This is a genomic window from Pseudomonas sp. GW821-FHT07E12, from assembly GCF_058986605.1.
Genome location: NZ_JBYSVX010000018.1, coordinates 19350 through 44856, shown reverse-complemented (window position 1 = coordinate 44856; position 25507 = coordinate 19350). Strand labels below are relative to the sequence as shown.

The window sequence follows — 25507 nt, the reverse complement described above, 5'->3', positions numbered from 1 at the left end:
CACACGCAGAGCATACTGCGCACGCAGCACAGGCGCATGCCCTTGTCCGGCGAATGTCCCACGTTGCGGGAGCCGTCACGGTCAATGAACATGATCATGTTCGCATCCTGCTCCGAAGCCCCCCTGCATCAGCGTCGTCTCAGCGGTTGCGGATCTCGACGGCGGAATTCGCCTTGCTGCCGTTCGTGCCGGTTCCCGCCCGACCTGCACCGCGCCGCCGACGTCCACGCAGGTAATGCCACAGAAACAACGGCAGCAGGGCAAGCCCGACCAGCCAATGCGCCAGACCGACCCAGTCACGCAGTCCTTCGTCACTGAGGTAATACAACAGATAGCCGCTGACACCGAGCCCGGCGAGCAGGACCAACAGCGACAGCCCGATCCAGCGCTGCCGGCGATGTGCCCAGCCGTTGCTGACATGCGCTACCAGCACCCCGCCGATGCCCAGCAACAATGCCAGCATCGCCGCGCCATGCAGGCGCAGCATCCACGGTTCGCCCGGATTGATCTGCGGCCCGAACTCCCCCTGTCGCTGGCCGAAGTAATGCAGCAGCAACCAGGCCACGCCGCTGACCCAGATCAGGCCACCACTCCACAACAGCAACTGGAGATGCCAGCGCGCCAGCCGTGCACCACGAGAAGGTTGACTCATGCGTGCACCTCGCGCGCGGCCAGGCGGACCACATACCCACCGTATTCGGCCAACATCTCATCAGCGAGTGCCGGTGCCGCAAGCGCCACCTTGGTCATCGCATCGGCCAGCATGCAGTCCGGCGCGATCACGCTGACCGCATTCTCCGCCAGTACCGGCACCCTATCGACACCGAGATGCACTGCATGCTCGACGCCGCGATGGCGACGACGCAGATGGCGATTGCTGGAACTGGCCAGTGCCTTGTCGGTCAGCATGATGGCGCCGTCCATGCTGCCGTCTGCCCCGCGTAGATGGACCTGCGCGCTGCCGATCGTACGCAGGTCGCCGCCAGCATTGACGATCGCCTGTTCGATGCCAGCCTGCGCCAGCACCTCGATCGCGCGATCGACCGCATAGCCCTTGGCGATGCCGCCCAGGTCGATCAGCATCCGGCGATGGCAGATCACCTGTCGCCGATCGCAGATCTCGATGTCGGCACCGCTGCCGTTGCAACCTCGCAACTGCAACCCTGCCGGCCGCGGCAGGAAGCCGGACGCCACCAGCCGCGCGCCGACCGCCACGTCGAACAGCCCACCGGAGCGGCGATGCAATGTGCCGGCAAAAGCCAGCACCTCGACCGTCTCGCTATCCACGCGCACCGGCGTGCCCGGGCGGGCCTCGCGCAACGCGGCCAGGTCGCTGTCCTGGGCATGGAAGGACATCCGCGCGTGCACGTGCTCGATCCGCGCGAACGCCTGCGCGACCGCCGCGTCGCTGCCCTCCGGCGCAGCAATCTCCACGAAGGTTCCCAGCAGCGGCCGGCAACGCCGCAGCAGGCCGCGATCAGGCCGCGGCAAGCACGAGCGCATAAGTGGCCAGCAGACGGCGCACACCATCGGTGACATGCTTGGACGACAGCGTCGCCCCGGAAATGTTCTGCACGTCGCTGCCGAACTTGAGCGACTGGCCCGCACGCTTGCCGGCGAACTGGTGCAGCCAGCGCGGATCCTTGACCTGCTGGCCGTAGGCCTCACGGTATTCGAGGATCTGCACATCGGCGACCGCGCCACTGGCATCCAGCGACACCGCGTAGGTGATGAACTCGTGCTTGCCGACCACCTCGTCGACGATGAACCAACCACCGCCCTGCACCCGCCAGGCCTTCAGCTGCCTGGACAGCGGCGTCTCGCCGGAAGCCTTGCGGATCGCGGCGATCTGCTCGGCACTCAGCTCGCGGAAGTCCGGCGTCAGCCCGCGCTGCGGCAGCATCTGCGCCTGTGCCTGCTCGGTGCTCATGTAGACAGTGGCATGCGCGCCGTCCGCCAGCAGTGCGAGCATGACGAGGGGAACGGCGCGATGGAAGGTACGTGGCATGTGGATGGCTCCTGGTACGGCGACGGGCGGTTTCTGAGGACTCAGAAGTAGTAGCCGAGCTTGAGCCGGTAACGGTACTTCTCGAAATCGTCGGCGTTGCTGATGCCGTTGACGACCAGGCTCTCATCGCTCGGATCGGCGTAATCGCGCGCACCGTGCAGTTGGACCAGATTGGTGAAGGTGGCGAAGAAATGACGGCCGCCATAGTGCAGCGTCGGACCGGCGTACCAGGCCAGGTTGGTGCGGTGGTCGGCCTTGAGCGGATTGAAACCGGCCCATTCGCGCTCGTTCTGCACTTCCAGCCCCGCCGACCAGTTGGCCATGAAGCGATAGCTGCCGGCCAGGCCGAAGTTGACGTCGGTCTCCTTGTCCCAATGATCGACCGTCTCGTCGGGATCGTCCGACGTCGGATCGCCATGCAGGTAGCGCAGTTCCTGGCCGACCGTGACGTTGAAGGCGAACACCAGGCGGTCATCGAGGAAGTTCTTCTGCAGGATCAGGCGCGTTTCCAACTCGCGCGTGCGCGGCCCGATCGACGGCTCCAGATAGATCGCCGCACCGATCGGCGAGGTATAGGGGCTGGAGAAGCGATAGATCCCCTCCATCGCCACGCTCTCGACCCGGCTCTGACGCCAGGAACCCTCCGACGGGACGTTGTAGTCGGCGAACACCTCCGGCGCCACCGTGCTGCCGTCAGGCGCATTGCCGTTGACATGGGTGGAGGCCAGATTGAGGTAGCCCGACAGCTGGAAGTTGTCGGCGATGCCGTAGGAGAACTCGGTGCGCTCCTGCCACAGGTGGAAGGTTCCCTGCGAACGTCCCTCGCGCAGCGTCGACCACTGCTCGATCTCCTTCTCGCCCTTGGGCAGAAGGTCGGTGGTATAGATGTAGCCGAACAGCGGCTCGTCGGCGCTGGCGAGCGGCGCCACCAACATTCCGAGCACAGAAAAACAGAACGCGACCTTTGATTTCATGCACGCCAGCCCCTAGGTGAACATGATAATTGTTCTCAATTCACGTCGGAGTTTTGTCGGAATCAGCCTGCCAAAGCACAGGGATACGTCGTGGCCGGTGCAGTCGGCACACCCGCGGGACGAACTCCCTGGCGGGAAAAACGCATACCGCCGCGCCGGGCCGATGATCTCCGGCCCGCGCAGTCTGCCCCGCGTTGATCGGTGAATTACTCGAAGGAACCCACGCTGTCGTGCGCGAGGTTGTCGAAACGCGTGTACTCGCCGAAGAACTTCAACTTGCACGAACCGGTCGGGCCACCACGGTGCTTGCCGATGATGATCTCGGCCAGGCCCTTGTCCGGCGAATTTTCCTTGTTGTAGTAGTCGTCGCGGTAGATGAACACGATCATGTCCGCGTCCTGCTCGATAGCGCCGGATTCGCGCAGGTCGGCCATCACCGGGCGCTTGTCGGTACGCGTTTCCAGCGAACGGTTGAGCTGCGACAGCGCGATCACCGGTACGTTCAACTCCTTCGCCAGGCCCTTGAGCGAGCGCGAGATTTCCGAGATTTCGGTCGCGCGGTTCTCGCTGTTGCCCGGCACCGACATCAGCTGCAGGTAGTCGATCACGATCAGGCCCAGGTCGTGCTCGCGCTTCAGGCGCCGGCACTTGGAGCGCAGCACCTCCGGCGACACGCCCGGGGTGTCGTCGATGAAGATCTTGGTCTCCTTGAGCATCTTGATCGCGCCGGTGACGCGTGCCCAGTCCTCGTCTTCCAGCTGGCCGGTACGCAGGCGCTGGGCGTTGATGCGCCCGTTGGAGGAGATCAGGCGCATCGCCAGCTGCGAGGCCGACATTTCCATCGAGAACACCGCCACGCCCTTCTTCGACTTGATCGCCGCGTACTCGGCGATGTTCAGCGCGAAGGTGGTCTTGCCCATCGCCGGGCGCGCGGCGAGGATGATCAGGTCGGTCGGCTGCAAGCCGGCCGTCATCGCATCGAAATCGTTGTAGCCGGTCGGCAGGCCGGTGATGTTGCCGCCGTTCTCGAAGCGGTTGCGCAGCTCCTCGAAGGCATCCTTCAACGCACCGGGCATCGCCACGAAGTCGGTGCGTCCGCGCGCGCCCTGCTCGGCGATCGCGAACACCGACTTCTCCGCGGTCGACAGCAACTCGCTGCTGTCGCGCCCTTCCGGCTGGAAGCCGTCGTTGACGATGTCGGTACCGACCTGGATCAACTGCCGCAGCACCGCCTTGTCGCGCACGATCTCGGCATAGGCGGTGATGTTGGCCGCCGACGGTGTGGTGCTGGCCAGTTCGATCAGATAGGCGCCGTCACCGACCAGTTCCAGCTTGCCCTGCGACTCGAACCACTCGGTCAGCGTGACCGCGTCGAACGGCCGATCACGCTCGGACAGTTCGCGGACCGCGCGATAGATCAGCTGGTGGTCGCGGCGATAGAAGTCGTTCTCGGTGAGCTGGTCGTTGATGCGATCGAACGCATCCGGCGCCAGCATCAGCCCGCCCAGCACCGCCTGCTCGGCCTCCACCGAATGCGGCGGCACGCGCAGCTGGTCGATCCGCTGCTCGCGGAAATCGTCGCGATCGTTGCCGCGCTTGTTGCGAAAACCAGGACGGGCGGACATGAAGACGGGCTCGCGACGGGGAGACGGGGGCAGGAAGGATAGTCAGCCTCGGCTGACTCGGCCATGCACAAGTCTGTGGATAAGCCATGTACAGCCGGTGCGCAGCTTCTATGCGCAAGCCGTCTCACGGGCTGCGACGATCGAACTCGACCCACCGCTCAGCGATGCGCCCGCCACTGCGCCCGCGTCTGCCCCCAGAACTCGACATCGTGCTCGTGGACCGGCTCGGGCAGGCGCCCGATCCGCAGCAGCCGCGAACCGAGTTTCTCGGCCACTCGCTTGGAATTCGTATTGGGCGGGTCGATCGAATGGATCACCTCGTCCCAACCCAGATGCTCGAACGCCCAATCCATCGACGCGGTCGCCGCTTCAAGCGCATAGCCTTTGCCCCAGGCCTCGCGGCAGATGCTCCAGCCGATCTCGTTGCCCGGCCAGCCATGCGGCCGCCACGGCCCGACCCGGCCGATCCACGCGCCGCTGGCCTTCTCGATCACCGAGAACATCCCGAAACCCAGCAGGTGCCAGCTGCCAACCACCGTCGCGAACACGCGCCAGGCCACCGATGGCGCCTGGATACCGCTGAGATAGCGCATCGACTCCTCGTCGCCGGCAAACCGCGCGTACGCCTCGAAATCCGCAGTCTCTGGAAGCCGCAGCAACAGCCGCTCGGTTTCGATCCGGATGTCATCCACCGCCATTGAATCCTCCTTAAAAGGCGTTGATACCGGTCAGCGCGCGACCGATCACCAGTTGATGCACGGTCTCCGTGCCCTCGTAGGTGATGACCGATTCGAGATTGAGCGCATGCCGGATCGCCGCATGCTCGGTGGTGATGCCCGCTGCACCGAGCAGGTCGCGGCATTCGCGCGCCACGTCCAGCGCCATCCGGCAGTTGTTCCATTTCGCCAGCGAGACCTGCACCGACTGCAACGCACCCGCCTCCTTCAACCGGCCCAACTGCAGCGCCAACAACTGCGCGGCAGTGATGCGCCGGGCGATGTCGGCCAACTTGATCTGAGCACTCTGGGTGGCGGCAAGCGGCCGCCCGAACAGCACACGCTCGCCGCAATAGGCCAGCGCCTCGCGCAGGCATGCGATCGCCGAACCGACCGGGCCCCAGGCGATGCCATAACGCGCCTGATCCAGACAACCCAGCGGCGCCTTGAGCCCGGCGGCATCCGGCAGCCGGTTGCGCTCCGGCACGCGTACATCGTCGAAGAACAGGGCAGAAGTCACCGAAGCGCGCAGGCTCATCTTGTGCCCGATCTCCTGCGCCACGAAACCCGGCGTACCCCGTTCAACGATGAAACCGCGCACACCGTCCTCGGTCTGCGCCCATACGATCGCCAGATCGGCGATGCCGCCATTGGTGATCCACATCTTGCCGCCGCTGATGCGCCAGTCACCACCATCGCGCACCGCGCGGGTCCGCATGCTGGCGGGATCGGAACCCCCATGGACTTCGGTCAGCCCGAAGCAGCCGATCGCACGCCCGGCCGCCATTTCCGGCAACCAACGTCGCCGCTGTTCCTCGCTACCGTAGGCATGGATCGCATGCATGCACAAAGAAGACTGCACGCTGACGAAACTGCGCAACGCGCTGTCGCCGCGCTCCAGTTCCTGGCAGATCAGGCCGTAGGCGACCGGCCCGAGCCCAGCTCCGCCATATTCGGCCGGCAGGGTTGGACCCAGCAGCCCCAGCGCGGCCACTTCCGACACCAGCTCGCGCGGAAAACGCCCCTGATCGAACGCCTCGCCAATGATCGGCAACACGCGCTCGTCGGTGAAACGCGCCACGCTGTCCTGGATCGCGCGTTCCTCTTCGCTCAGCAACGAGCGGACATCGAACAGATCGTCCGGATGCAATGGCATTCGCATGGCGTCTCCACGGGAACTATGGCAATTGTATCGCCCTGGGCGTACTGCCCAACGCGGCGTGACCAGTATGCGCACGCCCCCAAACGAAGAAGAGCCGGCATGGCCGGCTCTTCTTCTGATTCCGCTGATCTACCGCTTACTGCTGGTTGACCGGAGCGTCCATGGCAGCAGTCTGGGTCACCAACTGCCCATTGACGACCGGCAGGCGGTCGCTGTCCGGCTTGTCCTTCATGCGGATGGTCTTTTCCTCGCCGTCGTAACGGTAGGTCACGTTGTAGCCGACCACGCTGTTGGCATCGCCCATCGCGATGCGGTTGGCCGGCTTGCTGTCCATGCGCATCGTGCCGGTGGTGCCGTCGGCATTGCGGTAGGTCACGTTGTAGCCGACCACGCGCGAGGACTCGGAGGCCGTGTTCTCGGTATGGCACTGGCGCTCGGTGCGGCTGACCACATTGTTCTCAGCGTGCCGCTGCTGGACCGCGCGGCCGGCGAAGGCGCCGCCAATGGCACCGGCAGCGGTAGCCAGTTTCCTGCCATCACCACCACCGACCTGGTTGCCGAGCACGCCACCGATGAGCGCGCCAGCGGCGGTACCCGCGATGTTGTTCGGATCCTTGCGCGGTGCCTGTTCCTGCACGACCACGTCGTTGCATACCTCGTGCGGCGTGGTCGTGGTGCTGCTCTCGCGTACCGGCTCGGTGCCGATCACGGTCGCGTAGACCTTCTCCTTGGTCGTCACCGGATCGACCTTGACCACATCGGCATATTGCAGCGCTGCCGCCGTCACCGCTGCCGAAGCCGCCGCATCGGCTACAGGTGCGTTATCCGCCGCCGTACCGACCTGTGCGGCTGGAGGAACGAAATCCTCGGACTTGCTGCGATTGTTCATGAAGGCAGCCGTGGCCACGCCCCCGACCAGCAATGCGCCTGCAGCGACCAGTATAGTTGTCGTATTGCTCTTCATTCCCAGCTCCCGTGCGGACGTTCCGCGTGTGTCTTTGTGCCAGCGCATTGCATCATGCGCCACCTGAACGGATCCAAGCCCCGGTCAGGAATGTCATCAAGATGTTCCCGTACCGTTTCTGTTCCAGACAGCCAAGCCAAATGAGACCACCATCCCATGGCCAATCCCGCCACCGCGCCGGTCCTGAGCTGGGCCCGGCAGCTGCGCTTTCCGACGCTGTTCAAGCTGACCGCCGCGCTGTTCCTGATCGACCTGTTCCTGCCTGATCCGGTGCCGTTCATCGACGAGATCGTACTCGGCCTGGGCACGCTTGTACTGGCCAATTGGCGTACCCGGCGCGTGCCGGTGGAACCGCGCACACGGACGTGACCGTGCAGCTCATCGACAGTCATTGCCATCTCGATGCCGAGGCGTTCGACCCGGATCGCACAGAGGTTATCAAGCGAGCGCGTCAGGCCCAGGTGAGCGACCAGGTCGTCCCGGCGATCGCCGCTGCCGGTTGGCCGAAACTGCGTGAGGTCTGTACGTCGGCTCCCGGCCTGCATCCGGCCTATGGCCTGCATCCGGTGTTCCTGGCCGAGCATCGCCACGAACACCTGCCGCTGCTGCGCGAGTGGATCGAGCGTGAGCAGCCGTGTGCGATCGGCGAATGCGGCCTCGATTTCCATGTCGAAGGGCTCGATGGCGACGAGCAGCGCTTCTACTTTCGCGCCCAGCTGGAACTGGCCGCCGAGTACGACCTGCCCGTGATCGTGCATGCACGCCGCGCGGTCGAGGACGTCATCGCCTCGATCAAGGCGGTCGGTCGCCTGCGCGGCGTGGTCCACAGTTTTTCGGGCAGCCCGGAGCAGGCCGCGCAGCTGTGGAAACTGGATTTCCTGATCGGCCTCGGTGGCCCGCTCACCTACCCGCGCGCCAACCGGCTGCGCGGACTGGCCACGGCGATGCCGCTGGAGTACCTGCTGCTGGAAACCGACGCGCCCGACCAGCCCGACGCGGACATCCGCGGCCAGCGCAACGAGCCGGCACGACTGCGCACGATCCTGGCCTGTATCGCCGAACTGCGTGGCGAACCGGAAGAGCAGATCGTCCGGCAGACCACGATCAATGCGCAGCGACTGTTCGGACTGCCACACGCAACCTCGCCGCATTCGTAGGAGCGGCGTCAGTTGCGAAGGGGCCTTGCCGAGCCAGCCTCATCGCGACTGAGATCGCCCCTGCCGTGCTCACGAGCCCTTGCGCTTGAGCAGCATTTCCAACGCCTTGCCCACCGCGGCGAACGCAAACACGCCGGTGATGTGCGTGGCCGCGCCCAGGCCGGCACCACAGTCGAGCTTGAGCGCGGCATCGGCGCCCATCTGGGGACGGATCCCGCAGACACTGCCGTCGGCCTGCGGATATTTCACGTTCTCCAGCGAGTACACCGCCGGCACGCCGAAGTAGCGCTGCGCGTTCTTCGGGAAGTTGAACTCGCTGCGCAGCTTCTTGCGGATCAGCGCCAGCATCGCGTCATGCTCGGTGCGCGAGACATCGCGCACGCGCACCAGGGTCGGGTCGGTGCGGCCGCCGGCAGCCCCCACGGTGATCATCGGCAGCTTGCGGCGCCGGCACCAGGCGATGGTCTCGACCTTGACGCGGAAGCTGTCGCAGGCATCGATCACCAGGTCGAAGTTCTGGTCCAGCAACTCAGCCATGTTGGCAGGCGTCAGGAACGCCTCGATCGCCGCCACGTCGATCTCCGGATTGATCGCCACGCAGCGCTCGGCCATCGCCCGCGCCTTGTTGCGACCGTACTGACCGGTCATCGCCGGCAGTTGCCGGTTGGTGTTGGAGACGCAGATGTCGTCGGCATCGATCAGCGTCATGTGGCCGACGCCCGAACGCGCCAGCGCCTCGACCACCCACGAGCCGACACCGCCCATGCCGACCACCGCGACCCGGCACGCCGACAGCCGTTCCACCGTTCCCACACCATAAAGCCGGTCGATGCCGGCAAAGCGTTCACGCCATTGAGGTTTCATCGCACTATTTTACCGACAGGTTCGCCGCCACTGACTTTTCCACCACCCACTTCCGGAGCCCGCCGGCATGTCCAGCCAGCCCAAGACGTCATCCACCGCCTACCGTTATCTGTTCATGGCCCTGCTCGGCCTGGCAGTCGGTGTGATTGCCACCGTGATGCTGACGCGCGCGCTGCTGGCGCGACGCGATCCGTTCCCCGACAGCCTGATGCAGGTGATGGCCAAGCAGACCGAGCTGCTGTCGGCCAACCGCGCCCGCAACCGCTGCACCGCTTCCGACACGCTGCCCCGGCTGCAGTCGCTGCGTGCGCTGTCGAACGACCTGGAAACCGCATTCCCGAGCCTGAAGGACGATGGCCGCTTCATCCAGCACGCCGGCGATCTGCGCGCCAGCCTGGACCAGGCATTGGCCAAGGTGCCGACCGATTGCGTGGCGCTGCAGAGCGTCAACAACCAGATCGGTGAAGCGTGCAAAGCCTGCCATCAGGAATTCCGCTGAATAGCGCATTCATTCGATGGGCGTTTGATTGGCATTGCGTTCACCCGGCAACGGAGACGATGCGGTCGCTGCGGCATCGCCGCTCCAATGGGACCCGGAGAGAACACCATGAATACCCGACTGATCATCATCGGCCTTGCCGCTGCCACCGCGCTGGCGGGCTGCGCCACACCTCAGCCCCGATACGGCGGGGGCGGCTACAACCAGGGCTATTCGCAAGGCCGCTGCGCCGACTGCGGCATCGTGCTCCGCATCGATACCGTGCAGTCCAACCGTAGCGCCCCGACCGGCACCGGCGCGGTGCTCGGCGGCATCGTCGGCGCGGTTGCCGGACGCCAGATTTCGAAGGACACCGGCGGCAGCAAGGGCAACAAGAACGTTTCGACCGTGGCCGGCGCCGCAGCCGGCGCACTGGCCGGCAATGCGATCCAGAACAACGTCACCAGCGACTCCTATGACATCCAGGTCAAGATGGATGACGGCCGCGTGATCGTGGTGAACCAGAAGGATCTGGGCGGTATCGCCGAGAACACGTATGTGCGCGTCGTCAACGGACGCGTGGTGCTGCGCTGAGAGTTGCCGAGGTCATGCACCGGCACGCAAAAAGGCCCGCTTGCGGGCCTTTTTGCTGCCATGGTGCGGGAGCCGCCGATCAGGCTGGCTGGACGGCGTCCGCCTGCAGTCCCTTCTGGCCCTGCACGACAGTGAAGGTCACCTTCTGGCCTTCCTTCAGGCTCTTGAAGCCCTGGATCTGGATGGCGCGGAAGTGCACGAACACGTCTTCACCGTTCTCGCGGCTGATGAACCCGAAGCCCTTGGCATCATTGAACCATTTGACGGTACCCGTCTCACGCTCTGCAGACATCTCGACTTACTCCCTGATCACACAATGAGTTGGTTGATGGCAGTGTTGGCTGGTTGCAAGGAGGAAGCGAGGTACAACGATGTAGCGGATCGGAGATCTACCCATCAGGCCACGATTCACGGTGACCTTGCCAAACGCAGCGGTTGCAACTTAACTCGTGCCAAATTGAATTGCAATCACCCCGGGAACCCCCTGTCAACCCCCAAAAAGGACACACCGACCCCGCCATGGACCCTGCATTCATCTATTACCTGATCGGAACGCTGCTGGTCGTGGCCGGTTTCGTCGGCGTGGTGCTGCCGGCCCTGCCGGGGCTGCCGCTGGTTTTCGCCGGCCTGCTGCTGGCGGCATGGGCGGAGGGCTTCCAGCGGGTCGGCTGGCTGCCGCTGACCGCGATCGGGGCGCTGGCGCTGCTGTCGTTCCTGGTCGACTTCCTCGCCAACGTCTACGGCGCGCAGCGGCTTGGCGCCAGTTCCAAGGCACTTTGGGGCTCGCTGATCGGCACGATCGTCGGCCTGTTCTTTCTGCCGGTCGGCCTGTTCCTCGGTCCTTTCCTTGGTGCATGGGCAGGCGAGTACTGGCACAGCCGCACGCTCGGCAAAGCCACCCGTGTGGGCCTTGGAACCTGGCTGGGCATCCTGCTGGGCACCGCCTCGAAACTGGCACTCGGCTTCTGCATGCTGGGGGTATTCGCGTTCGCGTGGTTCTTCTGAGCACAGCACGCCGGACTCCCTCCCTTCATCGCCGATACGCCATCCTTTGCTTTCCATCCCCCTGCTCCCGGACCTGCGCCTCGACATGACCCATCCGCGCCCCCTGCTGATGTTCGCCCTCGCCGCCGCGCCCCTCGCCCATGCCCAGGAAGCCGATCCGCAACCGGCCACCGCGCAGGCCTGTACCTCCATCACCTCGAACGCGGCCCGCCTGGTCTGCTACGACCGGGCGCTGGGCTATACCTCGGCGGACACGCGCGAGGCGGACCAGGCGGCGGACCAAGCCAAGATCGAGCAGAAGGCCATCAAGGAGCAGGAGGGGCCCAAAGCCGAGCACAGCCCGGTCGCGGATTTCTTCAAGTCCGCCCCTGACAGCCCATCCCGCAACGCCATCGCCAATGCGGGGCGCGGCTCGCTGCTGGACAGCCGCTGGGAGCTGGCCAAGGACTCCAAGCTCGGCACGTTCCAGTTGCGCGCCTACAAACCGGTGTACCTGCTGCCGGCGTTCTGGACCAGCAACCGCAACGAACTGCCGTCCTCGCCGAACCCGGTCAACACCGTCACCACCCCGCAGGTGCTGGACAGCACCGAGCTGAAGTTCCAGCTCAGCTTCAAGACCAAGCTGGCCGAGAATCTGTTCGGCGACAACGGCGACATCTGGATGGGCTACACCCAGAGCTCGCGCTGGCAGGCCTACAACGCAGACCAATCGCGGCCGTTCCGCGAAACCAATTACGAGCCGGAACTGATGCTGGTGTTCCGCAGCAACTACGACATCGCCGGCTGGCGCGGCCGGATGAGCGGGATCAGCCTGGACCACATGTCCAATGGCCGCAGCGACCCGCTGTCGCGAAGCTGGAACCGGGTGATCCTCAACTTCGGCCTGGACCGCGATAACTGGGCGCTGATGCTGCGGCCCTGGTTCCGGATCAAGGAAGACGCCAAGGACGACAACAACCCGGATATCGAGGACTACATGGGTCGCGGCGATGCCACCCTGGTGTGGAACAAGGACGGGCATGAGGTCTCATTGATGGCGCGGCACTCGCTGCGTACCGGCGACCGCTCGCACGGCGCGCTGCAGCTCGACTACGGTTTCCCGATCAGCAACCTGCTGCGCGGCCATTTCCAGGTGTTCGATGGCTACGGCGAGAGCATGATCGACTACAACCACAAGGCCACCTACATCGGCGTGGGCGTGTCGTTGCTGGAGTGGTACTGAGACTCGCCTTGTGAGGCGCGCCCTGTAGGAGCGGCGTAAGCCGCGATGAGGCCTTCCTCTTGAATCCGCGTATCCGGGCGTACGTCTTTTTGCAGAAGGATCTGCATGAGAGCCTCATCGCGGCTTACGCCGCTCCTACAGAGAGCGCTCTCACATGCCTTGGCTCAGGTCCAGTCGATGATGCCTTCGCGGCGGTAGGTTTCCTTGAATGCCGGACGCGCCTTCATCCGCTCGGCGAATGCCTTCAGCGTCGGCCAGGTGTCGGTCGGGCGCGGCATGTTGCGCGACCAGCGCATCAGCATGGTGAACACGAAGTCGGCGGCGGAGAGTTTTTCGCCCAGCAGGTATGGGCCGTGGGCTTCAAGGTGGTCGCTGACCTGCTGCCACGCAGCTTCGAGCGTGGCGCGCGATGACGCTTTGACCTTGTCGATGTTTTCTTCGCCTGCCGGTTCGTCCGGATAGAACCAACCGCGATAGGCCGGCATCAGCGTGTAGGCGGCGAAGAACATCCAGCGATAGTAGGCAGCGCGTTCGGGTGTGCCGATCGCCGGTGCAAGGCCGGCCTGTGGGTGCAGGTCGGCCAGATGCATGGCAATCGCGGCTGACTCGGTCAGCACCTGGCCATCGATGATCAGCGTCGGCACCCTGCCCTGCGGATTGATCGCCAGATACTCGGGGGATCGCTGCTCGCGCTGGTCGAAGTCGAGCATGCGCAGCTCGTGCTTGATGCCGAGTTCGATCAGCAGCCAGTGGACGACAAGTGAGGCGGTGCTTTGGGAGCCATAGAGAATGACCGACACAAGTAACCCTCGAGAATGTTGAAACCGTCATTCCCGCGAAAGCGGGAATCCATGGACGTTGCTTCTCAACGTTAAAACAACCAAGCCCGTCCAACTCTATACATACAAGAACGACGTCCATGGATTCCCGCTTCCGCGGGAATGACGGGCTAAACCCAGATCTCGGTCGACACCGGGATAACCGTAAAAATATCAGGCCACCACCACCGGAATCTTGCCAATCCGCGCCTGCCACTCGCGCGGGCCGGTCTTGTGCACCGACTCGCCGGTCGAATCGACCGCCACGGTGACCGGCATATCCTTGACCTCGAATTCGTAGATCGCCTCCATGCCCAGGTCTTCGAATGCGAGCACACGGCTGGCCTTGATCGCCTTGGACACCAGGTAGGCCGAACCACCGACCGCCATCAGGTAGACCGCCTTGTTGTCGCGGATCGCCTCGATCGCGGTGTCGCCGCGCTCGGACTTGCCGACCATGCCGAGCAGACCGGTCTGCTCCAGCATCTGCCGGGTGAACTTGTCCATGCGCGTGGCGGTGGTCGGACCGGCCGGGCCCACCACTTCGTCACGCACCGGATCGACCGGACCGACGTAGTAGATGAAGCGGTTGGTGAAATCGACCGGCAACGTCTCGCCCTTGTTGAGCATGTCGATCATGCGCTTGTGCGCGGCGTCGCGGCCGGTCAGCAGCTTGCCGTTGAGCAGCAGCACTTCGCCGGGCTTGAATTCGGCGACTTCCTCGCGGGTGATCGTGTCGAGATTGACCCGGCGCGCGTTCTGCGGGTTGTAGGTCAGCTTCGGCCAATCCTCCAGCGACGGCGGATCCAATGCGACCGGGCCGCTGCCGTCCAGCGTGAAGTGCGCGTGGCGGGTGGCGGCGCAGTTGGGGATCATCGCCACCGGCAGGTTGGCGGCGTGGGTCGGGTAATCCTTGACCTTGATGTCGAGCACGGTGGTCAGGCCACCCAGGCCCTGCGCGCCGATGCCCAGCGCGTTGACCTTCTCGTACAGCTCCAGGCGCAGTTCTTCAGCGCGGTTGGATGCCCCGCGTGCCTGCAGATCGGTGATGTCGATCGGCTCCATCAGCGCTTCCTTGGCCAGCAGCATCGCCTTCTCGGCGGTGCCGCCGATGCCGATGCCGAGCATGCCCGGCGGGCACCAGCCGGCGCCCATGGTCGGCACGGTCTTGAGCACCCAATCGACGATCGAGTCGGACGGATTGAGCATGGCGAACTTGCTCTTGGCCTCCGAGCCACCGCCCTTGGCCGCGACGATGACCTCTACGTGATCGCCGGGGACAACTTTCACGTTGACCACCGCCGGCGTGTTGTCCTTGGTGTTCTGGCGCTTGCCGGCCGGATCGGCCAGCACGCTGGCGCGCAGCTTGTTGTCCGGATGGTTGTAGGCGCGGCGCACGCCTTCGTTGACCATGTCCTCGACACCCATCGTGGCGTCATCCCAACGCACGTTCATGCCGATTTCGAGGAACACGGTGACGATGCCGGTGTCCTGGCAGATCGGGCGATGACCCTCTGCGCACATGCGCGAGTTGATCAGGATCTGCGCGATCGCGTCCTTGGCCGCGGCCGACTGCTCGCGCTCGTAGGCGGCGGCGAGGTTCTTGATGTAGTCGACCGGGTGGTAGTAGCTGATGTACTGCAGTGCGTCGGCGACGCTCTGGATAAGGTCTTCCTGCTTGATCGAGGTCACGGCTGGCCTGGGGCTGGCGGGGGGAAACCCACCCATTTTAGAGCAAAGTGACGGCCGAGCCGGAGGTGTCACGCCGGCACACGCTGTTTCGTCCTGGATCTCATGTATACCGACACTACTTTCGAACAACATCGCACGCGCCTGTTCAGCCTCGCCTACCGCCTGCTCGGCGCCCGCGCCGAGGCCGAAGACGTGGTCCAGGACGCGTGGTTGCGCTGGCACGGCGCCGACCAGGCCAGCGTGCTGGACCCGGAAGCGTGGCTGGTCACCGCCACCACCCGCCTCGGCCTGGACCGCCTGCGGGCGGCGCGCACCGCCCGCCGTCACTACACCGGCCCCTGGCTGCCGGAACCGCTGGAGATCAGCGAAGAACCCGGTCCACAGGAGCAGCGCGAGCGCGCCGAAGAAATTTCATTGGCGCTGTTGGCGATGCTGGAACGGCTGGGCCCGGAGGAGCGCGCCGCGTTCCTGCTGAAGGAAGCCTTCGACTACGAATACGCACGCATCGCCGAGCTGCTCGACCACAGCGAAGCCAACTGCCGGCAGATGGTGCATCGCGCACGAGCGCGGTTGCAGGCGGAGCGGCCGCGCTTCCCGGTCAGCCGGCAGCGTCACCGCGAACTGCTGGAACGCTTCATGACCGCCTCGCAGGCCGGCGATGCCGAAGCGATCACCGCCCTGCTCGACAGCAACGCCCGGATGGTGTCCGACGGCGGCGGCAAGGTCACCGCGACACTGCGCCCACTACGGGGCGCCGAACGCATCGCACGCCTGTACTGGGCGATCGCACGCCGCAAGCTGGGCCTGGTTTCGCGGATCGGCACCGTCAACGGCGAACCGGCGATCCTGCGCTTCCGCAACGGCAAACTGCACTCGGCCACCCTGGCGGTGATTGATGGCGAGCGAATTGTGGAACTGCTCACCGTGATGAATCCCGACAAGTTACGGGTGGGTTAGAAAGGATCGGCGCTCACGGCCGGACTGTTGCTGTTGCTGTTGCTGCCGTTGCCTTGGACTTTGACTTACCCGGGGCCCCTGCCGCAGCGGCGGAGACGGCGGGAAAAACCCCGCAGGGGCGGCGCACATGGATGTGCGTCGTTTTCTGCCGCGGCATGAATGCCGCGTCAGAAAATCCCGTCGACTCCGCGAACCCGTAGCGAAGCGAAGGGCGCGAAGGCGGGGTGTGCTTGATCAGCCATTCGGCTGCTGTAAAGCGCTTCTTTGGGTTACCTTTCTTTGCACAAGCAAAGAACAAGTGACTCGCCCCGAAGGAGCGAAAGCCTTTGCTGTTGCTGTTGCAGTCACTACAACGTCAAACCCAAGAAGCAACGTCCATGGATCCCCGCTTTCGCGGGGATGACACCAGTTAGATGACGCGAAAGTCGCTGGGTCCCCGCCTTCGCGGGGACGACGTTAGAGAGATGGTGCGAACCTCAACTGATCGGCCATGAAACCATTTCCGATCGAATCTCAATTCAACCGACCCCACCTGTCACGCCACACAACTCCCACGCGTCCTGGATACCGAAAGCGACCACAACGGCCGCTCACCCCAGGAAAACCCCATGAAATTCCACCGCGTTGACTACACCCAACAAGTCCCCTCCGCCTTCAAGAGCCTGGCCACCGCCAGCCAACACATCCACACCAGCACCATCGGCGCCGAACTGGTCGAACTGCTGTTCCTGCGCGTATCCCAGATCAACGGCTGCGCCTACTGCATGGACATGCACGCCACCGCGCTGCGCAACGGCGGCGTGGAGCAACGCAAGATCGACACCGTCGCCGGCTGGCGCGACAGCCGCTTCTTCGACGCCCGCGAAGGCGCCGCACTGGCCTGGGCCGAGGCGCTGGCCCACCTGCCCTCCGGCGTGCCGGCCGATGCCCTGTACCAGGCGCTGCACGAGCACTTCGACGACAAGGGCATTGCCGAAATCACCATGGCGGTGGCGCTGATCAACGCCTGGAACCGGCTCAGCGTCGGCATGCAGGCGCAACTGCCCTGACCGGGGCGGCCATCGCCACGGACATCTGCTCGAAACACATCGTCGATAGCGTCAGCTCTTCTGGCGCACAGAGACGAGCGATGGACGACAAGCATGGCCTGCCGGTCCTCACCGGCGAGAACCCCACGTCACTGGCGGCGGCCTGGTCCGCCGCCCCACTCCGCCATCACCTGATGATGTGCCCGCCAACGCACTTCGCGGTCGATTACGTCATCAATCCATGGATGGCCGCACATGTGCATGGCGCCGATTCAAGCCGGGCCGAGCTGCAATGGCAGGCGTTGCAGGGGCTGCTGGCAACGCATGCCGATGTCGATCTGCTGGCGCCCGCGCCCGGCCTGCCGGACCTGGTGTTCACCGCCAACGCCGGCCTGGTGCATGGCGACGACTTCGTGCCCAGCCGCTTCCGCCACCCGGAACGGCGCGGCGAGGAGCCGCTGTGCATCGCCTGGTTCCATCGCGCCGGTTTCCGGATCCGCCCGCTGCCCGAGTCGCTGACCTTCGAGGGCGCGGGCGATGCGCTGTTCGATCGCGGTCGCCAACCGCGGCTGTGGATGGGCCATGGTCATCGCAGCGATGCCGCCGTGGCGCCGGAACTGGAGCGCATGCTCGATCTGGACGTGGTGCCGCTGCGTCTGGTCGACCCGCGTTTCTACCATCTGGACACCTGCTTCTGCCCGCTGCGTGAAGGCCGCCTGCTGTACTACCCCGGCGCCTTCGACGAGCAGGCCCAGGCGCAGATCGCCGCGCGGGTGCCGCCGCACCTGCGTATAGCAGTCAGCGAGGAGGACGCGCTGGCGTTCGCCTGCAACGCGGTGGACCTGGACGACACCCTGGTCCTGAATCGCGCCAGCCCGGCGCTGCAGCAGGCCCTGGCTGGCTTTGGCTACGCGGTGGCACAGACCCCGCTGGACGAATTCATGAAATCCGGCGGCTCGGCCAAGTGCCTGACCCTGCGCCTGGACGAGTGAGCCCCCCCGGAGGCCCCGACCCCGACCTTGCCACCGTCATAACGGCGGCAAGGCCAGCATCGCGGGCACCGCCACCTCCGTGGGTACCACCATGTGCGCTTCCAAGTCGCCTGCCGGCGCCCGTCCTGACAGCCTGATCGCCGACGATGTGATCCACACCCTGTCCGAGGATGAGCATCTCGAGGCCGGCGAAATCCTGGTGCACGTGGAAGATGGGCAGGTCACGCTCAGCGGCGATGTGCCCACGCGCGGCATGAAACGCCTGGCCGAACGAGCCGTGGCCTCGATCGCCGGCGTACGCAAGGTCGACAACCTGCTGCACGTGGATGACGGTTCGCGCTCGCTGGGCCGGCCCGGCGAGGCGATACGCGGCGGCGGCCACCAGGGCGGCCCGGGCTCGGCTGCCGAACGCGACCTGGACGAGGACGGTTGAGCCCACTCCGCCGCGATGAGCATCGGCGGCAGCGCGGCACCTGATCGCAGCGTGCTGCGCGCGAATGCCGCGTTCCCGCCCGACCCGGCGCACGCCACAATCGCCGCATGACACCGCCCGCCGCACCTACGCGCCAACCCAGCCTGCGCGAGCGCTTCAACGCCCTGCGCAACCTGCCGCCGTTCCTGCGCCAGATCTGGCAGGCCAGCCGCCTGCTGACCCTGACCAGCCTCGGCCTGCGCCTGCTGCGCGCGCTGATGCCGGTGGCGACGCTGTACATCGGCAAGCTGATCATCGACGAGGCGATCCACCTGGCCCGGCTGCAACCGGGCCTGCACTCGCTGAGCGATGCGCTGGCCGGCGGCCAGCTTCGCTGGCTGCTGACGCTGCTGGCATTGGAACTGGCGCTGGCGATCGGCTCGGATCTGCTCGGACGGCTGGTCAACTATGCCGACGGCCTGCTGTCGGAGCTGTTCAACAACGCCAGCAGCGTGCGCCTGATGGAACACGCCGCGCAGCTGGATCTTGAGGATTTCGAAGACCCGGACCTGCAGGACAAGCTGGACCGCGCGCGGCGCCAGAGCATGGGCCGCATGAACCTGATGAGCCAGCTGTTCGGGCAGCTTCAGGATGCGATCACCGTGGCCAGCTTCGCGGTCGGCCTGCTGGTCTACGCACCGTGGCTGATCGCGCTGCTGGCGGTGGCGCTGGTGCCGGCGTTCGTCGGCGAAGCACACTTCAATGCACTGAGCTATTCGCTCAACTATCAGTGGACACCGGAGCGCCGCCAGCTCGATTACCTGCGTCAGGTCGGCGCCAGCGTCGAGACCGCCAAGGAGGTGAAGATCTTCAACCTCCACCGCTTCCTGATCGAGCGCTACCGCACGCTCGCCGACCGCTTCTACCTGGCCAACCGCGCACTGGCGCGACGGCGTGCGCTGTGGGGCACGCTGCTGGCGGCGCTGGGCACGCTCGGCTACTACGTCGCCTACGCCTACATCGCCTGGCGCACGATCCGTGGCGATTTCAGCATCGGCGACCTGACCTTCCTGGCCGGCAGCTTCCTGCGCCTGCGCCAGTTGCTGGAAGGCCTGCTGGTCGGTTTTTCGCAAGTGGCCGGGCAGGCGCTGTATCTGGACGATCTGTTCTCGTTCTTCGAGATCGAACCGGAAATCGTCTCGCGTCCCGACGCGCAGCCGATACCGCAGCCGATCACGCGCGGCTTCGTGTTCGAGAACGTCGGCTTCCGCTACCCGGACGCCGAACACTGGGCGGTGCGCCATCTCGATTTCGAACTGCGCGCCGGCGAGGTGCTGGCGCTGGTCGGCGAGAACGGCGCCGGCAAGACCACGCTGGTCAAGCTGCTGGCGCGGCTGTACGACCCGGACGAGGGCCGCATCCTGCTCGATGGCCGCGACCTGCGCGATTACGACCTGGACGACCTGCGCGCCAATCTCGGCGTGATCTTCCAGGACTTCGTGCGCTACCACCTCAGCGCGCGCGAGAACATCGGCGTCGGCCGCGTCGAGTCGATGCACGACCAGGCGCGTATCGAAGCCGCCGCGCACCGTGCGCTCGCCGACGAGATGATCGAGGAACTGCCGCACGGCTACGCGCAGCTGATCGGCCGCCGCTTCAAGACCGGCGTGGATCTGTCCGGCGGGCAGTGGCAGAAGATCGCCATCGCCCGCGCCTACCTGCGCGATGCCCAGGTGATGATCCTCGACGAGCCGACCGCCGCACTCGACGCGCGCGCCGAGTTCGAGGTGTTCCAGCGCTTCAAGGAACTCTCCCACCAGCGCACCGCGGTGCTGATCTCGCACCGCTTCTCCAGCGTGCGCATGGCCGACCGCATCCTGGTGCTGGCCGACGGCCGCATCGAGGCCAGCGGCACCCACGAACAGCTGATGACGCAGGGCGGCCGCTACGCCGAACTGTTCGAGCTGCAGGCAGCCGGCTATCGTTGAGCTTTCGCCGAGAACCGATGCCATGCCCGCGCCGCGCCTGATGCCCTGCCTGCTCGCCGTCCTGCTGCCCCTGGCCGGCAACGCCGTCGCGCAAACCCTGCCGACCAGCTACGACGAGGCCAAGGTCCGCGCCGACTACGACGAAGCCGAGCTGACCGTCAATCTGGCCAGCCGCATCCACCAGGCGCAGGCTTCCGCGCTGGACGAGGGCGTTGCCCAGTGCGCGACCCCACAAGCCAATACCGCACCGTTCACCATCGTGGTCGCGCTGGATGCACAGGGCACGGTGATCCAGAGCTGGCGCGCCGGCGCCACCCCGCTGGCGATCTGCATGGAGAAGTTCCTGCGCGAGCGTCCGCTGCCCGCGCCGGACAAGGCGCCGCTGTTCCTGGCCTACGAACTGACCTTTACGCCGTGACCGTGTGCGGCCCGGTGCGATCAACGGCGTGATCTTCAAGCACGCTCGCTGCATGCAGGGGCGACACGACTGACCTCCCGGGGGCGGCGCAGCGCCCGGAACGCCACCAGCGCCGATACCACCGAGATGCCGGCCAGCAGATACAACAACGACTGGAAAGCCTGCGCGTAAGCCACGCCCAACATCGATGCAGGCACACCGGGCAGCAGGGCCGCAGCCTGCGCCATCTCCCCGGCCGCCGCGTGGTGTGCGGCTTCGGCCACCGTCACCGGAGCAACATGCGGCAAGCGCGCCAGCACCAGCGCCGCCAACAGGGTTCCGACCAGCGCCACCGCGATGCCCTCGCCGGCCACGCGCAGCGTATTGAAGATGCCGGCGGCCATGCCCGCCTGCTCACGCGGCACCACGCTCACCGCCAGCCCGTCCATCAGCCCCCACGGCAGCCCGATGCCGATGCCGATCAGCACCAGCGGCGGCAACAGCGCGGCAGGCGCATCGCCCGGCATCCACTGCGCCAGCCAGGCCAACCCGACCGCGCAGCCCAATAGGCCGACACCCGACAGCACGCCCGCCGACAGCCAGCGCACCAGCCAACCCGACAGCAGCGGCACCACCAGCATCGGCCCGGACAGCGCCAGCATCCACCAGCCGGCTTGCACCTCGGGCCAGCCTTCGGCACCGATGAAGCGCACCGGCAGCAGCACCAGCAGCACCACGAAAGACCACGCCGGCGCCACCGCCAGCCACTGCACCCCGGCAAAGCGCGCGCTGCGGAACAGGCGCAGGTCCAGCATCGGATGCGCCACGCGCAGTTCGGTGCGCACGAACAGCACCAGCAACCCGACAGCGGCCACGAGCAAGGCCAGCACCGAGACGTCCGTCCAGCCTCGCGACGGCGCGCGCAGCACCGCCCAGGTCAGCACCGCCAGACCCAGCGTGAAACTGCCGGCGCCCAGCCAATCCACACGCTGGCTGGCCGCGGCCGGATTGCGCGATTCGCGCATCGCGTAGGCGCCCAGCAGCCCCGCGCCAGCGGTCAATGCGGCCAGCATCAGGAAGATGGCGCGCCAACTGACGCCATGCACCAGCACCCCGGCCAGCAGTGGACCAAACGCCAGGCCGATACCAAAGCTCGCGCCCAGCAGGCTGTAGGCACGCGGCCGCGCCGGCTCGTCGAACACCTGGGCCAACGCCGCCGGTCCGCTGGAAAGGATCGCCGCCGCGCCCACGCCCTGCAGCGCGCGCAGCAGATCCAGCGCCACGATGCCGGGTGCGGCCGCGGCGGCCGCACTGGCCACCGCATACAGCGCCACGCCGCCCAGGAACCAGCATCGACGTCTCTGGCGATCAGCGAGCGTGCCAAACACCAGCAGCAAGCTGCCGAAGGTCAGCATGAAGGCGTTGTTGACCCACATCAGCGCCTCCGGCCCGGCGCCGAATGCCTGACCGATGGCGTGCAGGGCCACCGCCGCACCGGTGAAGCCCAGCGGCAGGCACAAGGCCGCCAGGCAGACGGCGGCCAGGGTCAGCCGGGCCTCTGCCCGCGACGGCGCGACGCCTGCGGGGAGAGCTGAGGAGAGTGCGGACATGGGTTCTTCCCTACTTTGCATTTTCGAGGGATAGAAGATAAAAACTCCGCAAATCAAGATAAATGCACAAACAAACCGCTCTTAACGGAATAATTTTCCTCAATGTCCAGCACCGACCATCTCCTGAACGGCCTGCAGGCCTTCGTGCAGGCAGCGGAAACCCGCAGCTTCGTGGCCGCCGGGCAACGCCTGGGGCTGTCGGCCTCGGCCATCGGCAAGAGCGTGGCCAAGCTGGAAGAAAAGCTCGGCGTGCGCCTGATGCAGCGCAGTACGCGCCGCATCCACCTCACCGCCGAAGGCGAGCTGTTCCTGGCGCGCAGCCAGCGCATCCTGGCCGACCTGGAAGACGCCCGCGAAGAGCTGGCCCACCACATGGACAGCCCACGCGGCCGGCTGCGGGTCAGCCTGCCGGCGGTCGGCTACCGCCTGCTGTTGCCGGTGCTGCCGGAATTCACCGCGCGCTATCCCGACATCGCGCTCGACCTGGATTTCAGCGACCGCATGGTCGACGTGATCGAAGAAGGCTTCGATGCCGTGGTGCGCAGCGGCCCACTGCGCGACTCCCGGCTGCAGGCGCGCGTGCTCGGCAACTTCCACTGGGCCATCGTCGGCACGCCCGCCTACCTGGCGCGACGCGGCGTGCCGCAGCGGCCGCGTGATCTGCTGCAGCACGCCTGCCTGCAATACCGCTTCGTCACCACCGGCAAGCTGGAGGAATGGCGGCTGCAGGCCGATCCCGATGATCCGGAAGGCGCGCTGCCGCCATTGCCCGCACAACCAGCCGCGCTGACCAGCAGCAACCTCGAAGGCCTGATCCACGCCGCGCTGCGCGACCTGGGCCTGGCCTTCCTGCCGGACTTCACCGTGCGCGAAGCGCTGGCCGCCGGCACGCTGCAAGCGGTACTGGGCGACTACACGCAGGACAGCGGCTACTTCTCCGTCGTGTGGCCCGCACATCGCCAGGTCTCGCCCCGGTTGCGGGTGTGGCTGGATTTCCTGAGTGCGCGGCTGTTCCCGTCAGCGACCTGATTCCCCGCAGCATTACCCGGCGCAAAGCGCCGCTGTCGTTGAGCCACGCACTACGCCTCACTCCGCCGCCCAAATGAGAGGAAATCTCATTTGAAACAGGATGAGGTAGAATGCCGCCGTCATTTCCCCCTTTGCGATCAACGGCATGTCTTCCGCTTTTGGCGCCGAAACGGTGCTCGAAGTCCGTCACTGGACGGACGCCTACTTCAGCTTCACCACCACCCGCAGCGAAAGTTTCCGCTTCGACAACGGCCAGTTCGTGATGATCGGCCTGGAAACCGAGACCCGGCCGCTGCTGCGCGCCTACTCGATCGCCAGCGCCAACTGGGAAGAGCAGCTGGAGTTCTTCAGCATCAAGGTCCAGGACGGCCCGCTGACCTCGCGCCTGCAGCACATCAAGCCCGGCGACCAGGTGCTGGTCGGCAAGAAGCCCACCGGTACGCTGCTGATCAGCGATCTGCACGCCGGTCGCAACCTGTATCTGCTGGGTACCGGCACCGGTCTGGCGCCGTGGCTGTCGGTGATCAAGGATCCGGAGACCTACGAGCGCTTCGACAAGGTGATCCTGACCCACGGCGTGCGCTTCGAGAAGGATCTGGCCTATCGCGACTATTTCGAGAAGGAACTGCAGCAGCACGAGTTCCTCGGCGACACCATTCGCGACAAGCTGCTGTACTACCCGGCGGTGACCCGCGAGGAATTCCCCAATCGCGGCCGTCTGACCGAGCTGATGGCCTCCGGCGCGATGCAGCGCACGCTGGGCCTGCCGGAGATCGATCCGGCCAACGACCGCTTCATGATCTGCGGCAGCCCGCAGATGCTGGCCGACCTGCGCACCCTGCTGGACGCGCGCGGCTTCGAGGCCTCGGCCCGCATCGGCACGCCGGGGCATTACGTGTTCGAGCGTGCGTTCGTCGAGAAGTAAAAAACATCGTCATTCCCGCGAAAGCGGGAATCCATGGACGTTGCGCCGTTGAAACCCACGTCCTTGGATTCCCGCTTTCGCGGAGATGACGAGCCAAAGCCGGCTTTCCCGGACTCTCTGCACCTACGCCAACGCCCCCTCGATAGCACCCACCAACTTGCGCGGTGACGTCGCCGACGCATAACGGTCCAGTACCTGCCCGTCCCGGCCCAGCAGGAACTTGGTGAAGTTCCACTTGATCGCGCGCGTGCCGAGTATCCCGGCGCGCTGCCGCACCAGCCACTGCCAGAGCGGATGCGCGCCCGGCCCGTTGACCTCGACCTTGGCGAACATCGGGAAACTCACCGCGAAGTTCAGCGCGCAGAACTGCGCGATCTCCTGCTCGCTGCCCGGTTCCTGATGACCGAACTGATCGCACGGGAAACCAAGCACCACCAGGCCCTGCGCGCTATGGAGCTGCCACAGCTGTTCCAGCTCGTTGTACTGCGGGGTGAAGCCGCAGCGCGAGGCCACGTTCACGATCAGCAGCGCCTTGCCCGCATAGTCGGCCAGTGGCTGCGGATGCCCATCGATCGCATCGGCGGTGAAATCGAACACGCTGCTCATCGATGCATTCCCCCTCCTGAAGATGCTGGGCATGGTGCGGCAACGCCCTGGGCGTGTCGACTTGCGGTGGTCGCTGGCCGGAATCGTCCTTTGCTGGCGGGCCAAAGAGAACATCAGAATCGAAGTACACGCCGTCATTCCCGCGAAAGCGGGAATCCAGGGACGTTGAATTGATCGGAAAAGACAAAGTCCATGGATTCCCGCTTTCGCGGGAATGACGAGTCGGAGGTCCATTTATTGGGGATTTCCACACAAGTCCGCGGCCAAACATCCTCCGCGACCAC

28 protein-coding genes are annotated in these 25507 nt (G+C 65.6%); 14 read left to right on the top strand and 14 right to left on the bottom strand.

Going from position 1 to position 25507, the window contains the following annotated elements; all coding sequences use genetic code 11:
* Positions 1-139 precede the first annotated feature (139 nt).
* The 8 genes from AC3WJE_RS11835 to AC3WJE_RS11800 form a co-directional block, all read right to left on the bottom strand.
* Entirely contained in the window at positions 140-652 is a 513-nt protein-coding gene (locus AC3WJE_RS11835; protein ID WP_493731001.1) for a hypothetical protein, read from the bottom strand.
* Entirely contained in the window at positions 649-1491 is an 843-nt protein-coding gene (locus tag AC3WJE_RS11830; protein WP_493731000.1) for an FAD:protein FMN transferase, read from the bottom strand. Before AC3WJE_RS11830 ends, AC3WJE_RS11835 begins: the two co-directional genes overlap by 4 nt.
* Positions 1478-2008 (bottom strand): FMN-binding protein, encoded by a 531-nt coding sequence (locus AC3WJE_RS11825; RefSeq protein WP_493730999.1) that lies wholly within the window; start codon positions 2006-2008, stop codon positions 1478-1480. Before AC3WJE_RS11825 ends, AC3WJE_RS11830 begins: the two co-directional genes overlap by 14 nt.
* A gap of 41 nt (positions 2009-2049) precedes the next feature.
* Positions 2050-2937, bottom strand: a complete 888-nt coding sequence (locus tag AC3WJE_RS11820; protein ID WP_493730998.1) for a DUF6662 family protein — start codon at positions 2935-2937, stop codon at positions 2050-2052.
* Between the two features lie 251 nt (positions 2938-3188).
* On the bottom strand, positions 3189-4607 hold the full coding sequence (locus AC3WJE_RS11815) for a replicative DNA helicase (protein WP_493730997.1): 1419 nt from the start codon (positions 4605-4607) through the stop codon (positions 3189-3191).
* A 158-nt stretch (positions 4608-4765) separates the two neighbouring features.
* A complete protein-coding gene (locus tag AC3WJE_RS11810; protein ID WP_493730996.1) occupies positions 4766-5305 on the bottom strand; it encodes a GNAT family N-acetyltransferase in 540 nt (179 codons plus the stop codon).
* A 10-nt stretch (positions 5306-5315) separates the two neighbouring features.
* Entirely contained in the window at positions 5316-6485 is a 1170-nt protein-coding gene (locus AC3WJE_RS11805) for an acyl-CoA dehydrogenase family protein (protein ID WP_493730995.1), read from the bottom strand.
* Positions 6486-6621: 136 nt separating this feature from the next.
* Positions 6622-7449, bottom strand: a complete 828-nt coding sequence (locus AC3WJE_RS11800) for a glycine zipper 2TM domain-containing protein (protein ID WP_493730994.1) — start codon at positions 7447-7449, stop codon at positions 6622-6624.
* Positions 7450-7605: 156 nt separating this feature from the next.
* On the opposite strand from AC3WJE_RS11800, the gene AC3WJE_RS11795 reads away from it, so the two are divergent.
* Positions 7606-7818, top strand: coding sequence for a DUF6116 family protein (locus AC3WJE_RS11795; RefSeq protein ID WP_493730993.1), 213 nt, complete (start codon positions 7606-7608; stop codon positions 7816-7818).
* Entirely contained in the window at positions 7815-8606 is a 792-nt protein-coding gene (locus AC3WJE_RS11790; RefSeq protein WP_493730992.1) for a TatD family hydrolase, read from the top strand. Before AC3WJE_RS11795 ends, AC3WJE_RS11790 begins: the two co-directional genes overlap by 4 nt.
* Before the next feature lie 69 nt (positions 8607-8675).
* Here AC3WJE_RS11790 and AC3WJE_RS11785 read toward each other — a convergent pair whose 3' ends face one another.
* Entirely contained in the window at positions 8676-9470 is a 795-nt protein-coding gene (locus AC3WJE_RS11785; RefSeq protein ID WP_493730991.1) for a tRNA threonylcarbamoyladenosine dehydratase, read from the bottom strand.
* Between the two features lie 67 nt (positions 9471-9537).
* On the opposite strand from AC3WJE_RS11785, the gene AC3WJE_RS11780 reads away from it, so the two are divergent.
* Positions 9538-9969: a hypothetical protein gene (locus AC3WJE_RS11780; protein ID WP_493730990.1), complete on the top strand. Its 432-nt coding sequence runs from the start codon at positions 9538-9540 to the stop codon at positions 9967-9969.
* Positions 9970-10077: 108 nt separating this feature from the next.
* On the top strand, positions 10078-10542 hold the full coding sequence (locus AC3WJE_RS11775; protein WP_493730989.1) for a glycine zipper 2TM domain-containing protein: 465 nt from the start codon (positions 10078-10080) through the stop codon (positions 10540-10542).
* 79 nt (positions 10543-10621) lie between these two features.
* Here AC3WJE_RS11775 and AC3WJE_RS11770 read toward each other — a convergent pair whose 3' ends face one another.
* Positions 10622-10834: a cold-shock protein gene (locus AC3WJE_RS11770; RefSeq protein ID WP_493730988.1), complete on the bottom strand. Its 213-nt coding sequence runs from the start codon at positions 10832-10834 to the stop codon at positions 10622-10624.
* 227 nt (positions 10835-11061) lie between these two features.
* Here AC3WJE_RS11770 and AC3WJE_RS11765 point away from each other — a divergent pair, with 227 nt between their 5' ends.
* Positions 11062-11547, top strand: a complete 486-nt coding sequence (locus tag AC3WJE_RS11765; protein WP_493730987.1) for a DUF456 domain-containing protein — start codon at positions 11062-11064, stop codon at positions 11545-11547.
* Positions 11548-11593: 46 nt separating this feature from the next.
* Positions 11594-12769 carry a phospholipase A gene (locus tag AC3WJE_RS11760; protein ID WP_493730986.1) on the top strand — a complete coding sequence of 392 codons (1176 nt, stop codon included), beginning with the start codon at positions 11594-11596 and terminating at the stop codon, positions 12767-12769.
* 164 nt (positions 12770-12933) lie between these two features.
* Here the strand turns inward: AC3WJE_RS11760 and AC3WJE_RS11755 are convergent, their stop codons facing one another.
* Together AC3WJE_RS11755 and AC3WJE_RS11750 are read right to left on the bottom strand one after the other, a co-directional pair.
* Positions 12934-13569, bottom strand: coding sequence for a glutathione S-transferase family protein (locus AC3WJE_RS11755; RefSeq protein ID WP_493730985.1), 636 nt, complete (start codon positions 13567-13569; stop codon positions 12934-12936).
* 192 nt (positions 13570-13761) lie between these two features.
* Positions 13762-15279, bottom strand: a complete 1518-nt coding sequence (locus tag AC3WJE_RS11750) for a fumarate hydratase (protein ID WP_493730984.1) — start codon at positions 15277-15279, stop codon at positions 13762-13764.
* Positions 15280-15381: 102 nt separating this feature from the next.
* On the opposite strand from AC3WJE_RS11750, the gene AC3WJE_RS11745 reads away from it, so the two are divergent.
* The 6 genes from AC3WJE_RS11745 (at position 15382) to AC3WJE_RS11720 (ending at position 21074) form a co-directional block, all read left to right on the top strand.
* Positions 15382-16236, top strand: coding sequence for an RNA polymerase sigma-70 factor (locus AC3WJE_RS11745; RefSeq protein WP_493730983.1), 855 nt, complete (start codon positions 15382-15384; stop codon positions 16234-16236).
* A 608-nt stretch (positions 16237-16844) separates the two neighbouring features.
* A complete protein-coding gene (locus tag AC3WJE_RS11740) occupies positions 16845-17285 on the top strand; it encodes a carboxymuconolactone decarboxylase family protein (protein WP_493730982.1) in 441 nt (146 codons plus the stop codon).
* Positions 17286-17365: 80 nt separating this feature from the next.
* On the top strand, positions 17366-18256 hold the full coding sequence (locus AC3WJE_RS11735) for a dimethylarginine dimethylaminohydrolase family protein (RefSeq protein WP_493730981.1): 891 nt from the start codon (positions 17366-17368) through the stop codon (positions 18254-18256).
* Between the two features lie 91 nt (positions 18257-18347).
* Entirely contained in the window at positions 18348-18689 is a 342-nt protein-coding gene (locus AC3WJE_RS11730) for a BON domain-containing protein (protein ID WP_493730980.1), read from the top strand.
* A gap of 107 nt (positions 18690-18796) precedes the next feature.
* Positions 18797-20656 carry an ABC transporter ATP-binding protein gene (locus tag AC3WJE_RS11725; RefSeq protein WP_493730979.1) on the top strand — a complete coding sequence of 620 codons (1860 nt, stop codon included), beginning with the start codon at positions 18797-18799 and terminating at the stop codon, positions 20654-20656.
* A 22-nt stretch (positions 20657-20678) separates the two neighbouring features.
* Positions 20679-21074, top strand: coding sequence for a hypothetical protein (locus AC3WJE_RS11720; RefSeq protein ID WP_493730978.1), 396 nt, complete (start codon positions 20679-20681; stop codon positions 21072-21074).
* Between the two features lie 35 nt (positions 21075-21109).
* Here AC3WJE_RS11720 and AC3WJE_RS11715 read toward each other — a convergent pair whose 3' ends face one another.
* A complete protein-coding gene (locus AC3WJE_RS11715; protein ID WP_493730977.1) occupies positions 21110-22663 on the bottom strand; it encodes an MFS transporter in 1554 nt (517 codons plus the stop codon).
* A 102-nt stretch (positions 22664-22765) separates the two neighbouring features.
* On the opposite strand from AC3WJE_RS11715, the gene AC3WJE_RS11710 reads away from it, so the two are divergent.
* Positions 22766-23692 (top strand): LysR family transcriptional regulator, encoded by a 927-nt coding sequence (locus AC3WJE_RS11710; RefSeq protein WP_493730976.1) that lies wholly within the window; start codon positions 22766-22768, stop codon positions 23690-23692.
* A 145-nt stretch (positions 23693-23837) separates the two neighbouring features.
* Positions 23838-24617 (top strand): ferredoxin--NADP reductase, encoded by a 780-nt coding sequence (locus tag AC3WJE_RS11705; protein WP_493730975.1) that lies wholly within the window; start codon positions 23838-23840, stop codon positions 24615-24617.
* 123 nt (positions 24618-24740) lie between these two features.
* Here the strand turns inward: AC3WJE_RS11705 and AC3WJE_RS11700 are convergent, their stop codons facing one another.
* On the bottom strand, positions 24741-25223 hold the full coding sequence (locus AC3WJE_RS11700) for a glutathione peroxidase (protein WP_493730974.1): 483 nt from the start codon (positions 25221-25223) through the stop codon (positions 24741-24743).
* Between the last annotated feature and the right edge of the window lie 284 nt (positions 25224-25507).

Bases quoted from the DNA above. Each gene is read 5' to 3' on its own strand.
- AC3WJE_RS11835 (WP_493731001.1), bottom strand. From the start codon at position 652: ATGAGTCAACCTTCTCGTGGTGCACGGCTGGCGCGCTGGCATCTCCAG.
- AC3WJE_RS11825 (WP_493730999.1), bottom strand. From the start codon at position 2,008: ATGCCACGTACCTTCCATCGCGCCGTTCCCCTCGTCATGCTCGCACTG.
- AC3WJE_RS11815 (WP_493730997.1), bottom strand. From the start codon at position 4,607: ATGTCCGCCCGTCCTGGTTTTCGCAACAAGCGCGGCAACGATCGCGAC.
- AC3WJE_RS11810 (WP_493730996.1), bottom strand. From the start codon at position 5,305: ATGGCGGTGGATGACATCCGGATCGAAACCGAGCGGCTGTTGCTGCGG.
- AC3WJE_RS11805 (WP_493730995.1), bottom strand. From the start codon at position 6,485: ATGCGAATGCCATTGCATCCGGACGATCTGTTCGATGTCCGCTCGTTG.
- AC3WJE_RS11800 (WP_493730994.1), bottom strand. From the start codon at position 7,449: ATGAAGAGCAATACGACAACTATACTGGTCGCTGCAGGCGCATTGCTG.
- AC3WJE_RS11795 (WP_493730993.1), top strand. From the start codon at position 7,606: ATGGCCAATCCCGCCACCGCGCCGGTCCTGAGCTGGGCCCGGCAGCTG.
- AC3WJE_RS11785 (WP_493730991.1), bottom strand. From the start codon at position 9,470: ATGAAACCTCAATGGCGTGAACGCTTTGCCGGCATCGACCGGCTTTAT.
- AC3WJE_RS11780 (WP_493730990.1), top strand. From the start codon at position 9,538: ATGTCCAGCCAGCCCAAGACGTCATCCACCGCCTACCGTTATCTGTTC.
- AC3WJE_RS11775 (WP_493730989.1), top strand. From the start codon at position 10,078: ATGAATACCCGACTGATCATCATCGGCCTTGCCGCTGCCACCGCGCTG.
- AC3WJE_RS11770 (WP_493730988.1), bottom strand. From the start codon at position 10,834: ATGTCTGCAGAGCGTGAGACGGGTACCGTCAAATGGTTCAATGATGCC.
- AC3WJE_RS11765 (WP_493730987.1), top strand. From the start codon at position 11,062: ATGGACCCTGCATTCATCTATTACCTGATCGGAACGCTGCTGGTCGTG.
- AC3WJE_RS11745 (WP_493730983.1), top strand. From the start codon at position 15,382: ATGTATACCGACACTACTTTCGAACAACATCGCACGCGCCTGTTCAGC.
- AC3WJE_RS11740 (WP_493730982.1), top strand. From the start codon at position 16,845: ATGAAATTCCACCGCGTTGACTACACCCAACAAGTCCCCTCCGCCTTC.
- AC3WJE_RS11735 (WP_493730981.1), top strand. From the start codon at position 17,366: ATGGACGACAAGCATGGCCTGCCGGTCCTCACCGGCGAGAACCCCACG.
- AC3WJE_RS11730 (WP_493730980.1), top strand. From the start codon at position 18,348: ATGTGCGCTTCCAAGTCGCCTGCCGGCGCCCGTCCTGACAGCCTGATC.
- AC3WJE_RS11725 (WP_493730979.1), top strand. From the start codon at position 18,797: ATGACACCGCCCGCCGCACCTACGCGCCAACCCAGCCTGCGCGAGCGC.
- AC3WJE_RS11720 (WP_493730978.1), top strand. From the start codon at position 20,679: ATGCCCGCGCCGCGCCTGATGCCCTGCCTGCTCGCCGTCCTGCTGCCC.
- AC3WJE_RS11715 (WP_493730977.1), bottom strand. From the start codon at position 22,663: ATGTCCGCACTCTCCTCAGCTCTCCCCGCAGGCGTCGCGCCGTCGCGG.
- AC3WJE_RS11710 (WP_493730976.1), top strand. From the start codon at position 22,766: ATGTCCAGCACCGACCATCTCCTGAACGGCCTGCAGGCCTTCGTGCAG.
- AC3WJE_RS11705 (WP_493730975.1), top strand. From the start codon at position 23,838: ATGTCTTCCGCTTTTGGCGCCGAAACGGTGCTCGAAGTCCGTCACTGG.
- AC3WJE_RS11700 (WP_493730974.1), bottom strand. From the start codon at position 25,223: ATGAGCAGCGTGTTCGATTTCACCGCCGATGCGATCGATGGGCATCCG.